The organism is Flavobacterium sp., from assembly GCF_024305175.1.
In the GTDB taxonomy this organism is placed as follows: domain Bacteria; phylum Bacteroidota; class Bacteroidia; order Flavobacteriales; family Flavobacteriaceae; genus Flavobacterium.
In genome coordinates, this window is sequence record NZ_JAMWYY010000059.1 from 1 (window position 1) to 17624 (window position 17624).

The 17624-nt window shown below is 41.2% G+C and carries 14 protein-coding genes and 1 tRNA gene; 5 read left to right on the plus strand and 10 right to left on the minus strand.

Features of this window, described 5'->3' with window-relative positions; all coding sequences use genetic code 11:
• Positions 1 to 184: 184 nt before the first annotated feature.
• The 4 genes from Q0K96_RS12365 to Q0K96_RS12380 form a co-directional block, all read right to left on the minus strand.
• Positions 185 to 272: transfer RNA gene (locus Q0K96_RS12365), tRNA-Ser, on the minus strand.
• Positions 273 to 316: 44 nt separating this feature from the next.
• A complete protein-coding gene (locus Q0K96_RS12370; protein ID WP_297334297.1) occupies positions 317 to 1345 on the minus strand; it encodes an asparaginase in 1029 nt (342 codons plus the stop codon).
• Positions 1338 to 2471 (minus strand): 1-acyl-sn-glycerol-3-phosphate acyltransferase, encoded by a 1134-nt coding sequence (locus tag Q0K96_RS12375; RefSeq protein ID WP_297334298.1) that lies wholly within the window; start codon positions 2469 to 2471, stop codon positions 1338 to 1340. Before Q0K96_RS12375 ends, Q0K96_RS12370 begins: the two co-directional genes overlap by 8 nt.
• Positions 2472 to 2540: 69 nt before the next feature.
• Complete coding sequence (locus Q0K96_RS12380; protein WP_297334299.1) at positions 2541 to 3308, minus strand: TatD family hydrolase; 768 nt, start codon at positions 3306 to 3308, stop codon at positions 2541 to 2543.
• 102 nt (positions 3309 to 3410) lie between these two features.
• Here Q0K96_RS12380 and Q0K96_RS12385 point away from each other — a divergent pair, with 102 nt between their 5' ends.
• Together Q0K96_RS12385 and Q0K96_RS12390 are read left to right on the plus strand one after the other, a co-directional pair.
• Positions 3411 to 3848, plus strand: a complete 438-nt coding sequence (locus Q0K96_RS12385; protein ID WP_297334300.1) for a retropepsin-like aspartic protease — start codon at positions 3411 to 3413, stop codon at positions 3846 to 3848.
• A gap of 46 nt (positions 3849 to 3894) precedes the next feature.
• Positions 3895 to 6129: a choice-of-anchor L domain-containing protein gene (locus Q0K96_RS12390; RefSeq protein ID WP_297334301.1), complete on the plus strand. Its 2235-nt coding sequence runs from the start codon at positions 3895 to 3897 to the stop codon at positions 6127 to 6129.
• A 77-nt stretch (positions 6130 to 6206) separates the two neighbouring features.
• On the opposite strand, the gene aspS is transcribed toward Q0K96_RS12390, so the two are convergent.
• Complete coding sequence (aspS, locus tag Q0K96_RS12395; protein ID WP_297334302.1) at positions 6207 to 7952, minus strand: aspartate--tRNA ligase; 1746 nt, start codon at positions 7950 to 7952, stop codon at positions 6207 to 6209.
• A 75-nt stretch (positions 7953 to 8027) separates the two neighbouring features.
• Positions 8028 to 8579 (minus strand): hypothetical protein, encoded by a 552-nt coding sequence (locus tag Q0K96_RS12400; protein ID WP_297334303.1) that lies wholly within the window; start codon positions 8577 to 8579, stop codon positions 8028 to 8030.
• A gap of 137 nt (positions 8580 to 8716) precedes the next feature.
• On the opposite strand from Q0K96_RS12400, the gene Q0K96_RS12405 reads away from it, so the two are divergent.
• Both Q0K96_RS12405 and Q0K96_RS12410 read left to right on the plus strand, forming a co-directional pair.
• Positions 8717 to 9709 carry a TlpA disulfide reductase family protein gene (locus tag Q0K96_RS12405; RefSeq protein WP_297334304.1) on the plus strand — a complete coding sequence of 331 codons (993 nt, stop codon included), beginning with the start codon at positions 8717 to 8719 and terminating at the stop codon, positions 9707 to 9709.
• A 3-nt stretch (positions 9710 to 9712) separates the two neighbouring features.
• The gene (locus Q0K96_RS12410) at positions 9713 to 10699 is read left to right on the plus strand and encodes a TlpA disulfide reductase family protein (protein WP_297334305.1); all 987 of its coding nucleotides are present in this window, start codon (positions 9713 to 9715) and stop codon (positions 10697 to 10699) included.
• Positions 10700 to 10720: 21 nt separating this feature from the next.
• Here Q0K96_RS12410 and Q0K96_RS12415 read toward each other — a convergent pair whose 3' ends face one another.
• Positions 10721 to 12124: a hypothetical protein gene (locus tag Q0K96_RS12415; RefSeq protein WP_297334306.1), complete on the minus strand. Its 1404-nt coding sequence runs from the start codon at positions 12122 to 12124 to the stop codon at positions 10721 to 10723.
• A gap of 162 nt (positions 12125 to 12286) precedes the next feature.
• Here Q0K96_RS12415 and Q0K96_RS12420 point away from each other — a divergent pair, with 162 nt between their 5' ends.
• Positions 12287 to 12634, plus strand: a complete 348-nt coding sequence (locus Q0K96_RS12420; RefSeq protein WP_297334307.1) for a membrane-binding protein — start codon at positions 12287 to 12289, stop codon at positions 12632 to 12634.
• 43 nt (positions 12635 to 12677) lie between these two features.
• On the opposite strand, the gene Q0K96_RS12425 is transcribed toward Q0K96_RS12420, so the two are convergent.
• Genes Q0K96_RS12425 through Q0K96_RS12435 form a run of 3 tightly spaced genes read right to left on the minus strand, consistent with a single transcriptional unit; the run spans position 12678 to position 17539 of the window.
• Positions 12678 to 13895 (minus strand): PepSY-associated TM helix domain-containing protein, encoded by a 1218-nt coding sequence (locus Q0K96_RS12425; RefSeq protein WP_297334308.1) that lies wholly within the window; start codon positions 13893 to 13895, stop codon positions 12678 to 12680.
• Positions 13892 to 15016: a PepSY-associated TM helix domain-containing protein gene (locus Q0K96_RS12430; protein WP_297334309.1), complete on the minus strand. Its 1125-nt coding sequence runs from the start codon at positions 15014 to 15016 to the stop codon at positions 13892 to 13894. Before Q0K96_RS12430 ends, Q0K96_RS12425 begins: the two co-directional genes overlap by 4 nt.
• Before the next feature lie 60 nt (positions 15017 to 15076).
• On the minus strand, positions 15077 to 17539 hold the full coding sequence (locus Q0K96_RS12435; protein ID WP_297334310.1) for a TonB-dependent receptor: 2463 nt from the start codon (positions 17537 to 17539) through the stop codon (positions 15077 to 15079).
• Between the last annotated feature and the right edge of the window lie 85 nt (positions 17540 to 17624).

Consider the following 17624-nt stretch of genomic DNA (forward strand, 5'->3'; position numbering starts at 1 on the left):
TCAGTATTAAATGTTTCTTACCTCTTAAAATACAAAATATTTATTGCAAGCTCTTCCAATATGTTATTAATATGCTGATACTCTTTGCCATTTCGACACATCACCAATCTTCCTTCTCCCCAATAACAAATAAAATAAAAAAATCCTTATAAAATTGACATTCAATTTCATAAGGATTACTAAGCAGAGAGGAAGGGATTCGAACCCTCGATGCCCTTTTGGAGCATACACACTTTCCAGGCGTGCGCCTTCGACCACTCGGCCACCTCTCTAAAACAGGGTGCAAAAATAGAATTAAAAACTGATTCTAAAAAATTTATTCCGACAATTCCCCGCACAGCGGCTCCTCAAAACGTGCCTTAAAATCAGCAGGTGGCACCTGCTGCCCAAGCAGGTACATCAGCTTGGTAATGGCTGCCTCGGTAGTAATATCCTTGCCCGATATCACCCCAATTTCTTTAAGTAGTGTGCTTGTTTCGTAATGCCCCATGTTAACGCTGCCCCCTGTGCATTGAGTTACATTTACTATGTGCAGCCCGCGCTCTATAGCCCGTTGCAGGGTAGATATAAAATAAATATCAGTTGGTGCGTTACCGGCGCCATAAGTTTCTAAAACCGCGCCTTTAAGCCCGGGCGTGTTCAGTATAGAAGTAATTACCTGCTCGCTAATACCGGGAAACATTTTTATGATCACTACATTATCATCAAAACCTTCCGAAACCTTAAAAGGTTGTGCGGAATTGTGCAGCAGCAAATCTTCGTTAATTTTAAGGTGAACACCCGATTCCGCAAGAGGCGGGTAGTTAGGCGATGCAAAGGCATTAAAATGCTCGGCGCTTATCTTTGTGGTGCGGTTACCGCGATAGAGCTTATATTCAAAATACAGGCATACTTCGCGTACTACAGGGTGTGTTTTGTTTTGTAGCGAGGCTATCTGTATGGCTGTTATAAGGTTTTCTTTAGCATCGGTGCGCAAATCGCCTATAGGTAGCTGTGAGCCTGTAAAAACAACCGGCTTATTCAGGTTTTGCAGCATAAAGCTAAGGGCAGATGCCGAATATGACATGGTATCTGAGCCATGTAAAATCACAAAACCGTCGAACTTATCATAATTTTCCTGTACTATAGCTGCTATTTTAGCCCATTTTGGCGGCGCCATGTTAGACGAGTCTATGGGCTGCTCAAATGAAGCTGTTTGTATGTTACAGTCCAGTTGTTTTAATTCGGGTATGCGCTGCAACAGCTTGGCGAAGTTAAAGTTCTTTAATGCCCCGGTTTTAAAATCTTTTACCATACCAATGGTACCACCAGTGTAAAGCAACAGTATATTGGGTTTGCTATGCATCCTGGTACTTCATTTTATTTACAACCGGGTTGGCATACATTGCCAAAAAATTATTGCGCATAACCTCATTTTCTATATCAATGCGCATTTCGAGCCGCCTTTCAAAAAGCTGGCGTTCTTTATCGGTATATTCAGCTGCAAAGCGGCTTCCGCCATGCAAAAGGTCATACGCTATATAGTTGGTAGGCCAAAGCATATAGCTGCTCAAAATAGCATCGTCAAGCACCTGTGCAACGGCCTGTACCTGTTTGTTCAGGTTGTCATAATCAGCACTTATGGCATCAAATTCAGTATCCAGCACATCGCAAACATGAATGTGGATACGCTTTTTCTGCCCCATAATACCGCTTAGAAGTGTGTTAAGGTCTTCATTCTTTTCCTTCACATACACCTCATCATTTGCCTTTGCCATGAGCATAGGCATTTTTAGTGCATCAGTAGGGTCATATTCATAAGAAATAGAAACAGGCACAATTTTAAGCGACTTAAAATAAGCCATAGTATCTTCTCCCTCGGCTGCCATAGCGAGCATTTTTAATACTCCCTGGTGGGTGGCATCATTACCGTCTTTGGTGCGGCCCTCGCGCTGGGCTATCCAAACCGAACGGTTTTCATGCAACAGTAGTTGCCTAACATACTCTGACATAAGCTTAGAGCTTTGCAGCAACTCGCGCGGCGGTAACCCGCGCTGCACAACAAAATTACGGTTTAGCCTTGAAAGCGTGTGCAGTACCGGCTTCTGGACAAGGTTGTCGCCTATTGCAGATGCCGTCATTATAAGGCCGTGGTCATGAAGGCAAACATTAAGCAAGGAAGTATCAAGTATAATATCCCTGTGATTGGAAATGAAGAGGTATGGCGTATGCCTTTCCAGTTTTTCAAAACCGGAAGTGGTAAGCCCTTCAGAGCTTTTTTTAAGTACTTTTTGTACTGCCGGGTATATAAAATTTATCTGAAAATCGCGTTTAGAATGTGTTTTCTTCAGCTGTTCCTCCCATACAGAAGGCTCAACATCCGGAAACGTAAAGCTCATAAGTGCCTTCATCATAGGGTGGTGCAGTACCCCGCGTATGGCCTCATTAACTTCACTGTCATAATAAGGCCTTATATGATCAAATTTCGACATGCACTTCTTAAAGTTATAACGATTTCACAAATGAACGAAAATTTTACGAATTTAAACCGAAATTGTTTGTTAAATGCCAAAAACCGACTTGGAATTTGCTGTTGTTATTGCCGCAATTTCTTCTAAAGAAAGATTGTATAATGCTGCCAGTTTTTCTGCAACCAGTACGGCATAGCTGCTTTCGTTACGCCTGCCCCTGTGCGGCACGGGTGCCAGGTAAGGCGAGTCTGTTTCAAGAACAATATGCTTACTATCTATATCTGCTAAAAACTGGTCAATTTTTCCGTTCTTAAATGTAACAACACCGCCTATACCCAGCTTCATGTTATAGGAAATTGCCTGCTGTGCCTGTTCAAAATTCCCGGTAAAGCAATGGAAAATACCATAAAGTCCCTCCCCTTTTTCTGACTCAAGCACTTCAAAAACCTCATCAAAAGCATCACGGCAATGTATATTAATGGGCAGTTCGTACTTTTTTGCAAGCTGTATCTGATGTTTAAAGGCATGCTGCTGCTCTTTCAGCCGTGTTTTATCCCAATACAGGTCTATACCAATTTCGCCCACGGCTGCAAACTTCCGCTTTGCCAGTTCCGCTTCTACATGGGCAAGCTCCTCTTCATAATTATCTTTTACATAGGTTGGGTGAAGCCCCATCATAAGGAAAATATTTTCCGGGTAACGCGCCTCCAGTGCATACATTTTATCTGTATAAGACGAATCTATAGATGGCACAAACATCCGGGTTACACCGGCATTAATGGCGCGGGTAATCATGACAGCTGTTTCGCCTTCAAATTCTTCGCTGTACAGGTGTGTATGGGTATCGGTAAAAATCATTATCAGTTTTTATAAGGCAGCAAAATTACAAATAGCAAAAGGCTTATGCACCCTTTATACAATTATTTAAAGTATTTTTGGGAAGCAATCCTTACTATAAAAATGGAAAATTTATACGACACGCTTAAACAGAAAGGCTACAAACGCATAAAATTTAAAATATCTAAAACTCAGCACCTGCTTATTAAAGCCAAAATTAATGGCATAGAGGGAAACTTTATACTGGATACCGGTGCTTCTAACAGCTGTGTGGGCTTTGAGAGCATAGAATACTTTAACCTCTCTGCCGCCGACTCTGAAACCAAAGCCGCAGGTGCCGGCGGTGTGGGTATGCTTACCCAGGCATCTTTAAAAAATATGCTTAAAATGGGCAGGTGGTCTACAAAAAATTTCGGATTGGTAATATTTGATATGTCTCATGTTAATGAAGCATTGCGGCAGTATAAAGCCAAACCGGTTCACGGTATAATAGGTGCCGATGTACTACTGAAAGGCAAAGCTATTATTGACTATTACAATAACTGCTTTTATCTTAAATAGTTAAGAATTTTAATTATATTGCCGAACAAAACCATCAACCATACTTATGAAAAAATTATTACTATTTTCAACTTTGCTATTTGCAGCGACCATTTTTGCACAAAATACCTGCGAAGATGCACTAAATATACCTGTTAATGACGGCCTTATCTGCAATTCATCAGCAGAGGCATCATTTAATTTATCATCACCCCCAACTATTGAAGCCTGTAACCCATTAACCCCTTCAAATGCAGCCATTTGGTTTGAATTTATTGCTACACATACAAGACTAAAACTAAATTTACAGCAGTTACCAGGCACCAGTGCAAACATAGCAGCCCATCTTTTCAGCGGGAATTGTGATAATCTCGACGCCATAGGCTGCCTGAGTTCAAGTGGCATTATGAATAACCTTATTGTTGGCGAACCATATAAAATTGAACTAACCACGAACGTAACTACCCCAAGTGTATCATTATGCATAATTGTACCTCCTGCAGGTGTAACGGCTAATGCCACAGATTATACACCTGAAGAACTCGTAACCGATGTACTTATAAACTCTTCTTGCGTTATTGTATCAAATATAACTTATTCAACAGGGCCAACTGACACTGATGGCGGGCTTGGCAGCTTTACCAGTAATGGCGCTGACTTTATATTTGACGAAGGAATAGTTTTATCTACCGGCAAAGTATCAAATGTGCAAGGTCCGGATAATGGGATTACAAGCCAGGATACTGAGTCTGGAAATGATACAGACTTAGCTGAAATAATGAATATGAATGGATTGAATGGCGATTTTTTTAACTCTACATCGCTTGAATTTGATTTTGTCCCTATGATTGAAGAGATTAGCTTTGATTTTCTTTTTGCTTCAAATGAATATGGTATATTTCAATGTATTTACGGTGATGCTTTTGCATTTATATTAACTGACCTTACAACCGGTGTATCTACTAACCTTGCAGTCATACCCGGTACAGCAGTGCCTGTATCAGTAGTAACTATTCGTAACAGTCAATATAATACAAATTGTGCTTCTGCAAACGCAGCATATTTCGACAATTTTTATGAGTCATCAGACCCTACCGCACCTGTAAATTTTAACGGCACAACCGTGCCCATGACGGCTTACAGTGAAGTGGTGCCCGGAAACCCTTATCATATTAAACTGGTAATAGCAGATTATATGGATAAGGTAATGGACAGTGCAGTTTTTATAGAGGCCGGAAGTTTCAATATAGGCTCTCCTGAATCCGGTGAGCTTACTGCTGAAAATGGGACAATATTATGTGAAGGAGGAAGTACAATGCTAAATATTAACCTTCCTGACAGTTTTACTTTTACATGGCATCTTAACGGCGAACTCATTCCTAGTGAAACAAGTAGTACATATTATGCTATTCAGGCGGGCGAATATACTGTTAATGTAGCATTTGAGGGAAGCGCCTGTAGTCTTGACTATACTATAAATATATTTGAAGAGGGTATTCAGCCTATACCTGTAATTATTTCAGATTACATTATTTTTGAGCCAGAATCTGACGGAGTTTTTACATTTAATCTTGATTCAAAAACACAACAGATTATAAACAGCATTAATGCAGGAGAGCCTTTAGTTACCCTACACAATACGCAAGACGATGCAATGAACGGCACCAATGCCCTTCCTGGTATTTACAACAACACTACAAATCCTGAAACGCTTTTTGTAAGGATAGAAAATCCGCAAACAGGGTGTTTTACAACCGGAAGCTTCCAGATAGTTGTACTGGATGAAAACTATACCACACCTGCACCGCAGGGAGATGAAAGCCAATCTTTTGAGGAGGGAGACACACTTGCTGATATTGAAGTTGAAGGCGAAAACATACAATGGTATGAAAATGACGCTACAGGCGGCAGGAGCACTCAGGACAATACAGATGATGAAGAACCCCTTCCTTTAAACACATTATTGGTAGATGGTACAACCTACTATGCCTCGCAAACCATTTGGGGCATAGAGAGTGAAGAAAGGCTTGCTGTAACCGTGTATCTTTCAATGAGCGCAGAACAACAGGTATTTACAGGCTTTAAAGCGTATCCTAACCCGGTTAAGGACATGCTGTATTTACAAAATAACACTGCGATAGAAAGTATCTCTGTAATTAACCTTTTAGGCCAGGAGGTACTAAGCCAGGCAATTAATAAGGAAACCGCTACTATTAATCTTCAGGATTTGGCTAACGGCATATACCTTGTAAAAGTGAAGGCACAACAATCTGAGAAAACAATTAAAATAATCAAGGAATAAGTAGCTGCTATAATTGTACAGCGGTATAATTAAAAAAGCCTCAGGATATCCTGAGGCTTTTTTACTGTATTATCTTATTATTTCAGTCGTATATTCAGCTCATCAAGCTGCGCGTTATCTATTACAGATGGTGCATCTATCATAACGTCGCGCCCTGAGTTATTTTTAGGGAAGGCAATAAAATCACGTATCGTTTCCTGCCCGCCCAAAATGGCAACAAGCCTGTCAAAACCAAAGGCAAGGCCACCATGCGGCGGCGCACCATACTGAAACGCATCCATAAGAAAGCCAAACTGTGCTTTGGCCTGTTCTTCGGTAAAGCCTAAATATTTAAACATAAGCTGCTGTGTGGCCTTATCATGTATCCTGATAGAGCCTCCGCCAATCTCATTACCGTTAAGCACAAGGTCATAGGCATTTGCCCTCACTTTTGCAGGTTCAGTTTCAAGCAATGACATATCTTCCGGTTTTGGCGATGTAAACGGATGGTGCATTGCGTGGAACCTTTCTGTATCCTCGTCCCATTCTAATAATGGAAAATCTACTACCCAAAGCGGTGCAAATTCATCGGGCTTGCGCAGGCCTAAGCGTGTGGCCAGCTCCATACGCAATGCGCTGAGGCGTGCACGCGTTTTATCAGCTTCTCCGCTTAATACCAATATAAGGTCGCCCGGCTTTGCGCCTGTAGCTTCTGCCCATTTGGCAAGGTCTGCTTCATCAAAGAATTTATCTACCGATGATTTTAGTGAACCATCTTCATTATATTTTACGTACACCATGCCGCTTGCTCCAACCTGCGGGCGCTTAACCCAGTCGATAAGTGCATCTATTTCTTTTCTTGTGTAAGATGCACAGCCCGGCGCGGCAATACCCGCAACCAGTTCGGCATCATTAAATACAGCGAAATCTTTATATTGCGCTACCTCATTCAGTTCGCCAAACTCCATCCCGAAACGGATGTCCGGCTTGTCGTTACCATACCTGCGCATGGCCTCATCATAGGTCATTCGCGGAAATGCACCTGTCTCAACACCTTTTAACTCTTTAAGCAAGTGGCTTGCCAGCCCTTCAAACGTCTGCATTATATCTTCCTGCTCTACAAATGCCATTTCGCAGTCTATTTGTGTAAACTCAGGCTGCCTGTCGGCACGAAGGTCTTCATCGCGGAAACACTTTACTATCTGGAAATATTTATCCATACCGCCCACCATAAGCAACTGCTTAAAAGTTTGCGGCGACTGCGGCAGGGCATAAAACTGGCCCGGGTTCATGCGGCTTGGCACCACAAAATCACGCGCACCTTCCGGTGTAGATTTTATAAGCACCGGTGTTTCTACCTCTATAAACCCTTGCACAGAAAGGTAATTGCGTACTTCCATTGCTACTTTGTGTCGAAACAGCAGGCTGTTCTTTACCGGATTGCGGCGAATATCAAGATACCTGTATTTCATCCTTAGGTCTTCGCCCCCATCGGTTTCATCTTCTATCGTAAACGGCGGTACTGCCGAAGGGTTAAGTATAGTAAGTTCTTTTACCAGTATCTCTATATCGCCAGTAGGCATGTTCGGGTTTTTGCTTTCGCGCTCTATAACCATGCCTTTTACCTGTACAACAAACTCACGCCCAAGAGTCCCGGCAAGGTTAAATACTGCCTTATCAGTGCGTTCCTCATCAAATATAAGCTGCGTAACCCCATAGCGGTCCCTTAGGTCGGCCCAGATAAGGAAACCTTTATTACGCGATTTTTGTATCCACCCGGCTAATGTTACTTCCTGGTTAATATTGGCGGCTGTAAGCTCGCCGCAATTATGGCTTCTGTACATGGTATTAAATTTTAGAGTGCAAATTTAGCAACAATTGGCAATTATAAAGGCTGTAGTTGCTAAATAATAAGCCAATTACTTTTTACTTTTATCGGTTTCGGTGAATGATTCAATCATCGCCTCCATATCTTTATACAGCTTATCCTTTTTATCAAGACTTGTCCATATATTAATCTGGTAATAATTGTTGCGCCCTTCCAGGTAAGCCGACATCCAGTAAACCCTCAGCCCATCTGTAATACCGCTAAAATCGAGGACTTTGGCTTTTAGCCCGTTAATTTGTTTGTCGGTAAATTCAGGTTCGTCAATATATTCCACATTTTCATCAATCCCGTCATTAAGCAGCCGGGCATAGCCATCAAGGTCATTACTATACATACTCTCCAGCCCGTTATCAAAAATCGCATTTTCCAGATTTTCCTTTGGTTCATCAAAAACCATAATATAAATATCTTTAGCTACGCTTTGGTATTGTAATGATGCATCTTCGCTCAGGTCGGTTGCTTCATTCATGTAACCCGGAAGTTCGATAGTGTAAAGGTGCTTTTTGTTTATAACCTGCTTTTGGTCATTAAAGCATGATGCCATAACAAGTGCAAACAGCACCAACGGTAAAATCTTTCTCATAGAATTTTATGTAATTAAGCCTGCAAAATAGCGGAATTTATACGAACTATACTCTTATAAGTTGCATTTTTAACATTGAACGGAAAGGTTCCTACATTAAAAAAAGTATTTTTACAAAATACTAACATTACAACACAATGAAAAAATTACTTTATATGCTGCTGCTTGTAACCTGTACTGCCTTTGCACAGGAAGTTACTATACAGTTTAAAGCACAGGTAGAAAACCGTAACAGCGATACACTATACATACGCTCACGCACCACACAAACCATTATTACTGCCGACAAGCAGGGGAATTTTAATGAGAACCTGAGTATAAACCCCGGCCTTTACCAGCTATATGATGGTAAGGAATATGCCATGCTCTTTATTGATGCGGGTTATGACCTGCGCATGAAGCTGGATGCACAGCGGTTTGACGAAAGCATAACCTTTACCGGTAAGGGCGCTGCCGAAAACAACTGGCTCGCTAAAAAAATGCTTGCCGATGAAATCTTCAGGGATAAGATGGACGACCTGCCCGATGATGCTAATGAAGTTAATAAAATGATTGGCGACAGGGTTAGAGATTTACGCTCGGGGTTAGAGAACCCTGAAATGAGCGCAGGCTTTAAAGAGATGATGATTAATGTACTGAAGCAGGAACAGCAGCAATTGCAGGCAATGGCCGACCGCTTCAGGGAAGATCAGAAAATGCAGGGTAAGCCATCTGCCGTATTTACAGGTTATGAAAACCATAAAGGCGGCACAAGCAGCCTTGCTGATTTTAAAGGCAAATATGTTTATATAGATGTATGGGCCACATGGTGCGGCCCCTGCCGCAAAGAAATCCCTTACCTGAAACAGGTTGAAGAGCAGTATCACGATAAGAATATTGTTTTTGTAAGCATATCTGTAGACAAGGAAAAAGACCACGGCAAGTGGAAAAGCATGGTAAAAAAAGAAGAGCTTGGCGGCGTTCAGCTGATTGCTGATAAAGACTGGAAATCTGACTTTATTATGGCATACGGCATACGCTCTATACCCCGCTTTATCCTGATAGACCCACAGGGTAAAATTGTGCGCTCTGATGCACCAAGGCCAAGCGACCCTAAACTGAAAAAATTACTTGATAAACTACTTAAATAAGCTATGAAATATTTACTACTGTTACTTGCCTGCGCCGGAGCATTTGCACAGGCTGATATAAAAAACTTTAAGGGCACCATTAAAAATGCGGATGCCGACTCTGTTTATGTTAAAAGTGTGCGAGGATGGCAGCAGGGATATGCCTTAGATAAGAAAGGCCATTTTGAAGGCAGGCTGCAACAGGGGCTTGGCTTTTTCACCCTTTATTACAAAGATAAAGAGCAGCCGCTTTACCTGACTAACGATACGGATATAAACATTACAGCAGATGCCAACAAATGGGAAAGCACTATATCTTTTGAGGGTAAAGGTGCAGAAGAGAATACCTTTTTGGCAGAAATGACACGCGACAAAGAAAATTTAATTGATCGTTTGGCCAATGGAGGCGATGCGGAAGCTATTAAAGCGGAAGCAGAGAAACTTACTGCTGACTGGGAGAAAAGGCTGAATGCATCCAACTACAATTTCTTTTACAAAAACATGGTAAGGAACATCTTTATAGGCATCCAAAATAAAAACCTGCCTGACGAAATTACTGAGATGGCAAAAGTGAGAAGCTTGGAAGGTAAGCCTTCGCCGGGTTTCAGCTTTAAGAGTGTTGACGGTAAAACAGTTACCCTTTCTGACTTTAAAGGTAAGTATGTTTATATTGATGTATGGGCTACCTGGTGCGGGCCATGCAAACAGCAGATACCGCACCTGCAAATAATGGAGGAAAAATACAGGGGCAAAAACATTGCCTTTATAAGCATATCTGTAGATAAGGAAAAAGACCTTGAAAAGTGGCAGAACATGGTTAAAAGCGAAAACCTGGATGGCGTTCAGGTGATTGCCGATAAAGACTGGAAATCTGATTTCATTACGGCTTATGGCATACAATCTATACCGCGTTTTATATTAATAGACCCAAAAGGTAACGTAGTGAAAGCAGATGCACCGCGCCCTTCTGACAGCAACATCCATGATATGCTGGACAAGTTGCTGAAGTAAATCAGCAACAGAATGGGCAATTTAGTAGTCGATCCTGTCTATAGTAAAGACATCTGATTTTTTATCCATATAAATATAAGATATTGACTCAGCACCAAAACACGCACTGAAATTTTTTATGGACTTGTTTTCTGAAAACTGTTTCGTCTTCTCCTGCTTATCAACATAATGATAATCAGTATTACTGTCAGAGCCCTGCTCCATAAGTTTCAAATTACCATCAAGCGGAATGGTAAATGATAAGTCTTCTTCTGCAGGTAAAACAAAATACGGCACATTATAAATATCCTGGCTGGGCCCGCGGTATATATTCATATTCCTTATATGGTTCTGCATCATTTGCTGTTGCTGCTGCATCATCATTTGCTGCTGCCACATGAAATTATGAAAGAACCACCAGTCGTAATAATAGTAAGTATTAATATCTACAGCATCTACACGAAGGCTGTAGTTGTTGCCAAACCTGTTAACTGTCAGGGTTGGCTTCATATCACTTTTATGGATACTATTCAGGTATTTATCAATATCCTTACCACCCATATACATGCTAAGCTCTTCCCTTAGCGAGAAAGAAGCCTGTTTCTCGCCGGTTGCAATGGCAAAAATATTTATTGTTAAAGCCTTCTTATTACTATTCATGGCAAACAGCCTGTTGCCACTTATAAAAGATGATAATTGCTTGTAATTTTCTTTATATACTTCATACTGCATAAACCTTGCTTTACCTGTCTTGCTATCAATTATAAGCGCCTTGGTAGTATGGTTTACCTTATCGTCATTTGCAATAATAATGCTGTTGTCTTCTAAATATATACGTGTAGGTTTTAGCGAACTATTCTTCACGTACTCCTGCGTATTAATAACATCACTGCCCATTCGCATCATACCATAATATTCTGTCGCTGTTTCTTTATCCAGCGGTACGGGTATGGTGGTAATTTCGCTGCCATTTTTTATAATTTGAAGCACCAGGTCATCTCCCTTTGGTACTTCATGCAAAATCAGTGTCCTGTTATCATCAAAAAAAGTGGCTACCGCTTCATCAAAGCCATCAATCTTTTTATGAGAGATACTCCCATTCATAATGTTATAATCAATAACAAGCAGCTCCCCCTTGCCTTGTGATATAGCCGTAATAGCACCATTATATATATGTGCTGCTGTAAAATCGGGCTTATCGGTTACTGATGTTTGTGCCATCTTAATAACGTTACCCGAGCTGTCTGAGAAAAAAGGGATAACATCATAGTCACGCGAATCGCGGTTCTTGGCAACAATTATGTGAAAAGAGCTGCTCCCGGCAAGGTTAAAAGAATAAGTGTTTTCAGCTTTTTGGTTTTCGGCAAGGTTAAAAGTCAACCCGTTACCCGCAACACAAACAACTGTAAATAAGAAAGTTAAAACTATGAGTATAATTTTTTTCATGAGAATGAGGTAATTATCTGGCTAATATAACGAAATAAGCCAATGACGTAGAAATGTTAAATTATTTTCAATGTTACCAAATTGTTAAGCGAACATGTATTTAATGTAAATTAATTTCTTATATTTGTTATAGATAATTTATGAACTAAACACAAAACGGATATGAAAAAGATTATAATAGCTGCATTGATGTTGTCTGCGGGCGTTTTGTCAGCACAGGAAATAAAGCCAAAATATGAAGTAGTTAACCAGATGGTTAAAGCTACATACTATTATGATAACGGTAATGTAAAGCAGGAAGGTTTTTATAAAGACGGAAAGCTGCACGGTAAATGGATATCTTTTAATGAAGACGGAACCAAGCAGGCTTTAGGTGAATATGAAAACGGAATAAAAACCGGAAAATGGTTTTTCTGGAACAATGTTACACTAAATGAAGTGGATTATACCGACAGCAGGGTGGCCGATGTGAAAACATGGTCTCGCGATGCGGTTGTGCTTAACAAATAAAAATACGCTATACCATTTTAGGGTATAGCAATAAGGCTGTTGCTTATGTAGTAACAGCCTTTTTTATTTTTATAAATGCCAGCAGATTTTTCTTTTTCTCGGCAGGCGCTTTTTTATATTTTCGCCCATACCATATCAGGAAACCTGTTACAGGCAACATACCGCATATAAAACTCCCTATAAAAGCAATTATTTTGCCGGGTATGCCCAGTATGGCACCCACGTGTATGTCATAGTTTGCCGTTATCAGCTTTTCGCCAAAATTCTTCTCCTCATGCCTGCGCTCAGAGAGCAGCTCACCACTGTACTGGTCGAACTGTATATTGTGCAGCTTGTAATATACCCCTTCATGCTGCTGCACATAGGCATTTATAACGCCTGTACTATCTGCAGCCGGAGTAAGCCTGAATGCCGCAGCCATATCATGACGGTCTTTGGTAATTGCATAAGCCCTATTGAAAGCTGCATCCTTATCTCGATCGACAACAACTGATTGCTCTTTTACAACTTCAGGCGCAACAACAGTACCCGATGCAGCTACGTAAACAATTGCCTTAAACCAGGTAAAGGCAAACACCATACCTGTAAAAGCAATTATCAGTGCTATTACGCTTATGTAAAAGCCGAGTATATTATGCAGGTCATAATTCTTGCGGCGCCATTTGGTGCTGTCTTTCCACCTAAAAGTAAAGCGTTGCTTTCGTGCTGCCTTGTTTTTGGGCCACCACAGTATTATCCCGGTAATGAGCATTACCACAAAAATAAAGGTAGACCACCCTATTATGGGTTGCCCTATTTCTGTTTCCAGCAGCAGGCTCCAGTGGAGCATCTTTACAATGTTGAAGAAATCAAGCTCTTCGTCATACACACCCAACACTTTGCCGGTGTAAGGATCTGCATAAACAGAGTAATAGTACTTTATATTTTCAAAATACCAAACTGAGCCTTCTCCATGCTCATAAACGGTAAAAACAAGCGCTTTTTCAGGGTTATTATGTACCGTTACATTGCTGATAGGTGTGTCTTCTCCAATAAATTCCTGTGCAGATTTCCACACGTCACTTATGGGCAACGCTTTTTCTTTGACCTGTTGTACATACATTTCATCGTGGCGCAGCCAGTCAGTAATTTCCTGGCTAAAAACATACAGGCAGCCTGTTACAGCAAGAAAAAGCACCATTAAACCACTTGCAAGGCCAAGCCATAGGTGCACCCGCCCTACCCATGTTTTAAAAAGGCTCTTTTTCTTTTTGCCTGTCATGCTACTGCCTTTTTCTTTTTGTTGTTACGGCCAAACCACATTATAAAGCCGGTAACAGGCAGTGCCGCAGCTAAAAAGCTCACAATAAATGCAATAATTTTCCCCGTAAGGCCAAAGTACTGGCCGGTATGCAGCGCATAATTTATTTCCTGGAACTTTAGTCCTGCACTTTTATTTTCATACAGTTGCTCTTTAAGCAGGTCGCCCGTTTGCGGATGGAAATACATATTAGACTGCCCCTCAAACCGCAGCCCCATTGGGTATGCACCCGCTACCACTGCCGATTTTTCATCAGGTTTCCACACAAAGAACATTTCGCTTTGCGGTTTTGCTTTTGCAATGCTTGTAAGGGCAATATCCAGCACGTGGGTTTTACCATTTGCAGTGAGGGTAGTATCTACTACAGGTGTTTGCAATTCTTCAGGATAGTCTTTACCTGCGTTACCTGCAACATACATGGCTTTGTGCATCCATTCATATGAAAAGGATAGCCCGGTTAATGCAAGCACCAGCGCAAGCAGGGCTATATAAAAGCCTGTAACATTATGCCAGTCATAATTTATTCGGCGCCACTTGGCACTCCACTTAACACGAAGCCTGTCTTTAAGGTGCTTCCTTTTTTTAGGCCACCACTGTATGATACCGCTGATAAGGAGAATCACAAAAATAATGGTGCTTATACCTACTACCTGTTTCCCTACAGGCTCGGGCAGCAAAAGGTGCATGTGTATTTCTTCTATTACGGTAAAAAATTCGGTAGAGAGGTCTTCGCGATATAAATAGGCGCCTGTGTAAGGATTAAAGTAAGTATAAAAGTACTTCTCCCCTTCAGCCTGAAGCACCAGTGCAGGCCTGTCTTTACCCCCGTAAAATACCATCTGCTCATCTCCTCCCGGAAAAAGCTCCCTGCTCTTTTGGTGCAATACAGATGGCAGTACAAAGGGTTTATCCTGCATCTCAACCTTCCTCCAGTCATAAAGTGCATCCTTTATCTCATCCTGAAAGCAGAAGATACAGCCTGTTATCGCCACTATAAACACAATAAGCCCGGAAACAAGCCCGAGCCATTTGTGTATCTGGAATACAGCTTTTTTAAAAGTATTTTTCTTTTTCTCTGCCATCAGCTGATAACATACACCATCCCTGCCTAAGAAGGCAGGGATGGTGTTATAATTTTCTTATTAGAAGTTATAGGTTATGTTTGCCGAGAAAGTTCTTGGCCTTTGCGGGCTGATTGTACTCCAGCCTTTGTAGTACTCTTCATCTGCAAGGTTATCTAACTTAAGGGTAAGGGTAAAGGCATCCATAGTATAAAACGCTGATGCATTAAGTACAGTATATTCAGGAAGCGTAAAAGTACCGCCTAAATTCCTGTTGAATATTTTGTTTTCGCTGGCATAGTTACCGCCAAAGCCTAAACCAAAACCGTTAAGCACACCGCCTGTAAACCTGTAGCTTGCCCAAAGATTGGCAAGGTTTTGAGGGCCTGCGCTTTCAGGCCTCCTGCCTTTAAAGTCGGCATCACCTTCGGTAAGCTCGCTGTCGTTATAGCTGTAGCCTGCTATAATATTAAGCCCTTCTACAGGGTTTGCCGTTATAAAAGCTTCAAAACCTTTACTGCGCTGTTCGCCGTTCTGGTAGTTTATTGTAGACAGTACACCTTCATCATTTGTACTGGTTACAGAATATACCATATTATCTACATTAATATCGTAGTAGCTGAAAGTAGCCGAAACTTTGTTATTAAGAAGGTTAAGCTTTACACCACCTTCAAACTGTGTTGCATGTTCCGGTTCGAATGTCCTGGCAACAGGCGCCATATTAGAAAAAGTATCTGATGATGGGGCAACATTGGTAAACCCATCCATGTAGTTAGCGAATAATGACACTTTATCAAGAACCGGCTGCCAAACAAGGCCGAATTTAGGAGAGAAAGCTGTTTGGTTATAGCTGTTGTTGCTTCCTTTATTAGAGAAACGGTCTACCCTCAAGCTAAGCATAGCCGAAAGCGAAGGTGTAACGTTAATTACATCTGAAGCATAAGCGCTGAATATTTCTTCTTTTGTTTTAAGCGGGTTGATTGGGCTGTCTGCTAAAAGTGCATCTACACCCGGCTGATTAAGAATACCTGAGTCATCAGTAAAAAGTGAAGGGTCTGTAATGCCCAACACACCTTCATTAAACTGCTGCAGGTTATTACCTATGTATATAGCACCATTGCCAACATAAGCTGAGCTGTTGTTCACTACATTACGGTTAAAATAGTCAAGGCCTACAACCATCCTGTTCCTGATACCTGCAACGGTAAAGTCACCAATAAAGTTTTGCTGAACATCCGTTCCATATGTTTCAGAGTTTTGCTTACTCATGTAACGGCCCAAAACAATACCTTCTGTTACAGTAGGGTAAAAACGGGTACCTTCATACAGGTAGGAATAGTAACCATCTGACTTTGCAGAAGTGCGTGATACAACCGTTTGAGATGTCCACTGCTTACTGATTTTGTAGTTCATTTGCCCCTGCATGTTAAATGTAGGTGTTTCTATATACAGGTCGTTACCAGTGTAAGAACGGTTTCTGTCATAGCCAAGTTCGTCTATGTTAGTCACCCTTAACTCAGTTCCCCTGTCAACAAACAGCATGGTTTGGTTAGTGATTCTTCCATTAAAAAATTCGGTATTAACAAAGAAAGAAAGCCTGTCATTCACTTCATAAGATAAAGACGGGGCTACAAAAAGCGACTTCTTAAAGCCTGCATCCTGAAAGCTATTCTCTGTATGATAAGCTGCATTTAAACGAAGCGCAGCTTTTTTCTCTGTGCCAAGCGGAGTGTTAAAATCAAGCGTATAACGGTTAAGGCCGTAAGTTCCACCTGTGTATGAAAGGTTTCCGCCAAAAGTGTAGTATGGCTTTTTGGTAGTAACGTTTATAAGGCCACCATAAGATATTAGGCTGCTGCCAAACAAAGTACCTGATGGGCCTTTGATAACCTCTATACGCTCTATATTGGCAACATCCGGGCTGCCATTGGTAATTGCAGGTAAACCATTTACCATAGTTGGCTGCACAGGAAAACCTCTTAAAGAGTAGTAACCTGCTCCATCTGTACCCCTTCCGGTAGATTCCCAAAGCTTATCTATACCCGGCGCGTTTTTAAGGGCATCATCAAAATTGGTGACAACCTGCTCTTTAAGTACCTCAGCAGTAATAGTATTGTAAACCTGCGGGTTCTCTAAATCTTTAAGCGGCATTTTAGAAACTATCTCGCTGGTAGTCCTGTTAAACTTGTTGGTGTTGGCCTCAAGTATAACCTCATCAAGTTCTTCCTGGCTCTCGGCAAGCATAAAGTTTTTAGTGGCTGCCTGGCCTGCAAATACAGTAATATTATCTTCTGCAGGGGTAATACCAACAGATGAAATACGGATAGTATAGTTACCCGGTTTTACGTTTGTAATTTCATATTCGCCATTGGCGTTGCTCACTGCAGAGTAAGCTGTGCCTTTTAGCGCCACCGAAATATTTTCGGCAGGTGTACCGCCGCTAAGCGTTATAGTACCGTTTATGCTTCCCCTTTCCTGTGCAAATAAAAACACAGGGGCAAGCATTAAAAGTATGAATAAGAATTTTTTGATGTTAGTATACATTTGGGTATGTTTTATATTTCGGGGTACAAAGGTAACAGCCCAAAAAACACCAGTCAAATTATTTTTAATTATTCTAAATAAATTA

Coding starts and splice junctions, on each gene's coding strand:
- Q0K96_RS12415 (WP_297334306.1), bottom strand. CDS start 12,124: ATGAAAAAAATTATACTCATAGTTTTAACTTTCTTATTTACAGTTGTT.
- Q0K96_RS12425 (WP_297334308.1), bottom strand. CDS start 13,895: ATGACAGGCAAAAAGAAAAAGAGCCTTTTTAAAACATGGGTAGGGCGG.
- Q0K96_RS12430 (WP_297334309.1), bottom strand. CDS start 15,016: ATGGCAGAGAAAAAGAAAAATACTTTTAAAAAAGCTGTATTCCAGATA.
- Q0K96_RS12405 (WP_297334304.1), top strand. CDS start 8,717: ATGAAAAAATTACTTTATATGCTGCTGCTTGTAACCTGTACTGCCTTT.
- Q0K96_RS12410 (WP_297334305.1), top strand. CDS start 9,713: ATGAAATATTTACTACTGTTACTTGCCTGCGCCGGAGCATTTGCACAG.
- Q0K96_RS12420 (WP_297334307.1), top strand. CDS start 12,287: ATGAAAAAGATTATAATAGCTGCATTGATGTTGTCTGCGGGCGTTTTG.
- Q0K96_RS12400 (WP_297334303.1), bottom strand. CDS start 8,579: ATGAGAAAGATTTTACCGTTGGTGCTGTTTGCACTTGTTATGGCATCA.
- aspS (WP_297334302.1), bottom strand. CDS start 7,952: ATGTACAGAAGCCATAATTGCGGCGAGCTTACAGCCGCCAATATTAAC.
- Q0K96_RS12370 (WP_297334297.1), bottom strand. CDS start 1,345: ATGCATAGCAAACCCAATATACTGTTGCTTTACACTGGTGGTACCATT.
- Q0K96_RS12385 (WP_297334300.1), top strand. CDS start 3,411: ATGGAAAATTTATACGACACGCTTAAACAGAAAGGCTACAAACGCATA.
- Q0K96_RS12375 (WP_297334298.1), bottom strand. CDS start 2,471: ATGTCGAAATTTGATCATATAAGGCCTTATTATGACAGTGAAGTTAAT.
- Q0K96_RS12390 (WP_297334301.1), top strand. CDS start 3,895: ATGAAAAAATTATTACTATTTTCAACTTTGCTATTTGCAGCGACCATT.
- Q0K96_RS12435 (WP_297334310.1), bottom strand. CDS start 17,539: ATGTATACTAACATCAAAAAATTCTTATTCATACTTTTAATGCTTGCC.
- Q0K96_RS12380 (WP_297334299.1), bottom strand. CDS start 3,308: ATGATTTTTACCGATACCCATACACACCTGTACAGCGAAGAATTTGAA.